Origin of the sequence: Aeromonas sp. QDB18 (assembly GCF_027705325.1) — a bacterium.
Classification (GTDB): Bacteria; Pseudomonadota; Gammaproteobacteria; order Enterobacterales; family Aeromonadaceae; genus Aeromonas; species Aeromonas caviae.
In genome coordinates, this window is sequence record NZ_JAPDBQ010000221.1 from 1 (window position 1) to 4,025 (window position 4,025).

General features: G+C 58.6%; 3 protein-coding genes. All 3 read right to left on the bottom strand.

Features of this window, described 5'->3' with window-relative positions; genetic code table 11:
• Positions 1 to 283: 283 nt before the first annotated feature.
• Positions 284 to 1,246: an HTH-type transcriptional regulator YidZ gene (yidZ, locus tag OKC30_RS20095; protein WP_042058466.1), complete on the bottom strand. Its 963-nt coding sequence runs from the start codon at positions 1,244 to 1,246 to the stop codon at positions 284 to 286.
• Positions 1,247 to 1,264: 18 nt separating this feature from the next.
• Positions 1,265 to 2,437 (bottom strand): MFS transporter, encoded by a 1,173-nt coding sequence (locus OKC30_RS20100; protein ID WP_270666946.1) that lies wholly within the window; start codon positions 2,435 to 2,437, stop codon positions 1,265 to 1,267.
• 323 nt (positions 2,438 to 2,760) lie between these two features.
• Entirely contained in the window at positions 2,761 to 3,909 is a 1,149-nt protein-coding gene (blaFOX, locus tag OKC30_RS20105; RefSeq protein ID WP_270666945.1) for an FOX family cephalosporin-hydrolyzing class C beta-lactamase, read from the bottom strand.
• Positions 3,910 to 4,025: the final 116 nt, after the last annotated feature.

Sequence of the window (4,025 nt, forward strand, 5' to 3'; positions counted from 1 at the left end):
GCGATTAAATCAGATCACAAACGAAGCCTTTTTTCTATCTATTTCAATTGGTTGTAGCTAAAGATCCTGTACATGATGAATCGCAGTATCTAACGGTGCCATGCTGGCGTCTACAGCAAAAGCAGAAGTCAGAACATTCCATTTCAGAAAGTATGTTGCGACATTGTTTGGCGAGAAAACAGGCAACTAAGTAATCCATCGCCATCATCACCGCCGGTTAAATAATCAATAACAAGCCGAAACAGCTGACTCCGGCTAATCAATAGACATCGTAACTGTCACATTAACGTGGCAATTCGTCGTTATAGAGTCGCCGGATCTCGTTACGCAGCCACATCACCTTGGCATCCTGATTGTGCCGTTTGTGCCACAACAGGATGAAGGCGATCTCCAGCTGGGCGTAGAGCTTCTCCGGCAGCGGCAGCGGCATGGCGATCAGATTGCCGTGATGCCGACTGGCATAACCACCACAGTAGGAGGGGGCCACCGCGATCAGCTCGTGGCTCGACTGGGAGGCAATATGCAGCGCCTGCTCGAAACTGGCGACCATGATGGGCACCTCCCGCTTCAGCCCCTCATCCTCCAGCAGACTGTCGAGGGCCCAGGTATCGTTCGCTTCCCACACCATGCTGATCTGGGGGCAGGCCAGAAAGTTCTCCAGCGACCACTTCTGCTCGAGCAGCGGGTGATCCTTGCGCAGAAAAACCACCGGACGATCAGTAAATAGCACCTCGTGATCGATGTAATAAGGCAAGCGGTTGACCTTGGCCCGGGAGCGGCCATGGGTTTCGCGGGCGCAGAAGCCGAGATCCGCATCGCCATTGACGATGTCGTTGAGGGAGTGGTGATCCCACCCCAGCATCCTGACCACCGATTTCGGGTACTTCTCATAGATGGTCATGGGCAGATCGCTCAGGAAGCTGATGTAGAAGGGGGACTCCATCACCAGCGTAAAGCGGGCACCGTCGGGGATCGCATCGCTATTGAGCGAGGTGATGCTGTCGGTGAGCTGGAACCAGACCTTCAGCTCCTCCTCCAGGGTCAGGGAGAGGTTGGTCGGCTGCAACCCCTGCCGCACCCGCACAAACAGGGGATCGTCAAACCACTCCCGCAACTTGGCCAGAGACTTGCTCACCGCCGACGGGGTGACGCAGAGCTTCTTGGCCGCCCCCGCCACACTGCGCTCCTGCATCAGGTACTTGAAGACCACCAGCAGGTTCAAATCGAGTTCACCCAGGTTGCGCATATCCCCTCTCATCTTCCATCAGCCCTGCGACCGCGCTTCACGGACCGCGAGCCATGGTACCAGCCCTTTGACGGCCAGGTAACTGAGCTGTGCCAGCAGCAGGGCATAGATCAGCATCTCGGACGGAGTAAAGCCGAGCCGGCCAAGCAACCAGATATAGAGGCCGGAGAGGCTGATCTGCATGATGCAGAGCACGGCGCTGGCAAAGGCCACGTTATGCTGGCAACCATCGAGCGCCTCCCCCATCGCCACCCCGAAGCCACAGGAGAAGCCGACACAGACCAGCGCAAACCCCGGCAGCAACAGATGGATATCGCCCCCCGCCTGCCAGCTGCCGAGCAGTGAGCACGCCGCCAGCAGATAGGAGAGATGAGACACCGCCAGCACCTTCTGTTTGCCCAAACGGCGCAACAGCAGGGGGGTCAGGAAAGACGTGGACATGCTCACCCCGGCCATCACCATCATCACGATGGAGTACTGTTCGGTCGTGAAGCCAAACTCCTTCATCAGGATCAGCGGCGAGACGCTGACATAGACCAGAATGGCGGTCACGCTGGCACTGGTCAGCAGGGAGAGCAACATAAAGCGCGGCGAGCGCAGCAGGGCAAAGGGCAGCGCCGCGCCACTCCCCGGTTGCCGCGCCGGACGGGTCTCCTTGAGCAGCAGCAGGTTGACCAGACCGCTGACGGCAGCCACCAGCGCCATCGCCACGAAGATCCCGCGCCAGTCAAAATGGGACAGGATGAGATAACCGAGCACCGGCGCCAGCACCGGGATCACGCAGATCACCCCGTTGATCATCGAGAGCGCCATCGCCAGCCGCTCTTGGCTCAGCACATCCCGCAGCACGGTAAAGGTCATGATATAGAGCGCCCCGGCCCCGACCCCCTGCCAGAAACGGCCGAGGTAGAACTGGGTGATCCCCTCGGCATGACCTGCCACCAGCGAGGCGATGACAAAAATCAGCGCCCCCCCCAGCACCACCCAGCGCCGCCCGTAGTGATCCGCAATCATTCCCCCCAGCAGCACGGTCGCCGCCATGCCAAACAGATAGATGGAGAAGGCGGTGTGGATCTGCGCCTCGCTCGCCTGCAGGGTATCGGCAATCTGGGGCACGGCGACCAGATAGAGATCGATCCCGACCGGATAGAGGATGATCATCAGAAAACTGCACAACAGGAATACAGGCATGGATGCTCCATAGCAGATTGACCCGCCAGCCCCCGCCAGATGGCAGCAACAGGCGAAGAGTGGGCAGAGCCAAGGTGGTAACGAACGTAATGAACATGGCTGCGGACAGTGCCGCAATGGGGGAACTATATGGTGGGCCCTCTCCTGCACCTAGTGAAGAGATGGCGATCAGTACATTCCAATCAGGAAATTTTGTTTCTAACATCGAGCCATTTAGGCAGTAAACCCCACCACAGCACGATTACCGGAGATGGGCATACCCGCAGTGACGCCGGGGTTGCCCCGGCGTCACTGTCAAATGTGGAGACCTTGAACTCGGCCGATCACTCGGCCAACTGACTCAGGATGGCGTGAGCCGCCGTCACCCTGGCCTCGATGGGATAGTTGCGATTGGCCAGCATGACGATGGCGATCCCTCTGGCGGGCACGAACGCCACATAGGCGCCAAAGCCGCCGGTCGAGCCCGTCTTGTTATAGAGCCGCTGCTCGCCCATCGCTTTGGGCACCGCAAAGCGCGTAACCGGATTGGCCTGGAGGATCACCGCTGGTGAGTTGCCCGCCAGCAATGTCTGCTCGGTCACCGGATAGGCGTAACTCTCCCAGCCCAGCCCCTGGGTCATTTCCCCTACAGAGTAGAAACCGGTGTGGGTCAGCGCGATCGCGCTTTTTACCGCGGCATCTCCCTGATACCCCATGTTTGCCTCGACAAACTTCAGCAGATCCGCCGAGCCGGTCTTGATCCCGTAAGCCTCGGCCGCCAGCACGCCCGGAGTGACCCGGATGGGCTTATCTTCCTTCGAATAGCCGTAGGCATAGTTCACCATGGCCGACTCCGGCACCTGGATATAGGTGTGGTGCAAACCCAGCTTGGGCAGCAGGGTCTGGCTCATCAGTTGCTCAAATGGCAGGCCCAGGGAGCTGGCAGCCAGATAGCCGAACAGACCGATGCTGGTATTGGCGTACTGACGATGGGTCCCCGCCGGATAAACCGGTGACCAGCTCAGATAGTAAGTGCGCATCTTGTCATTCGAATCCACCTTATCGGGGAACTGCAGCGGCAAACCACCCGCACTGTAGGTGGCAAGCTCGGCCATGGTCACACCATCGAAAGCGGAACCTTTGAGCCAAGGGGCGTGCTGGCTCACCTTGTCATCCAGCTCAAAGCCCCCCTTGACTGCGGCATAGGCACCGAGGGTCGCGGTCAGGGTCTTGCTGACCGAGCCAATCTCGAACAGCGTCTGCTCGCTGACGCGCTGGCCACTCTCGCGGTTGGCAACCCCATAGTTGAAATAGTGGGCCTTGCCATCTTTCAGCACGGCGACCGCCATCCCCGGGATCCGATACTCCTTGAGCATCGGCTGGATAATGCCGTCCACAGCGGCGGTCAGCGGAGCCCCCCCGCTGGCATAAGTACAAGGGGCTAGCAGCAGGCTACCCAGCGTCAGTAGCGCGAGCGCACGTCGTTGTTGCATATGGTTATTCTCGTGGTGAATGAAATTGGCATTAGCATAACATGTACAGGATCTTTAGCTACAACCAATTGAAATAGATAGAAAAAAGGCTTCGTTTGTGATCTGATTTAATCGCA

Excerpts from the sequence above, each read along its gene's own strand:
- blaFOX (WP_270666945.1), bottom strand. The coding sequence starts at position 3,909 with ATGCAACAACGACGTGCGCTCGCGCTACTGACGCTGGGTAGCCTGCTG.
- yidZ (WP_042058466.1), bottom strand. The coding sequence starts at position 1,246 with ATGCGCAACCTGGGTGAACTCGATTTGAACCTGCTGGTGGTCTTCAAG.
- OKC30_RS20100 (WP_270666946.1), bottom strand. The coding sequence starts at position 2,437 with ATGCCTGTATTCCTGTTGTGCAGTTTTCTGATGATCATCCTCTATCCG.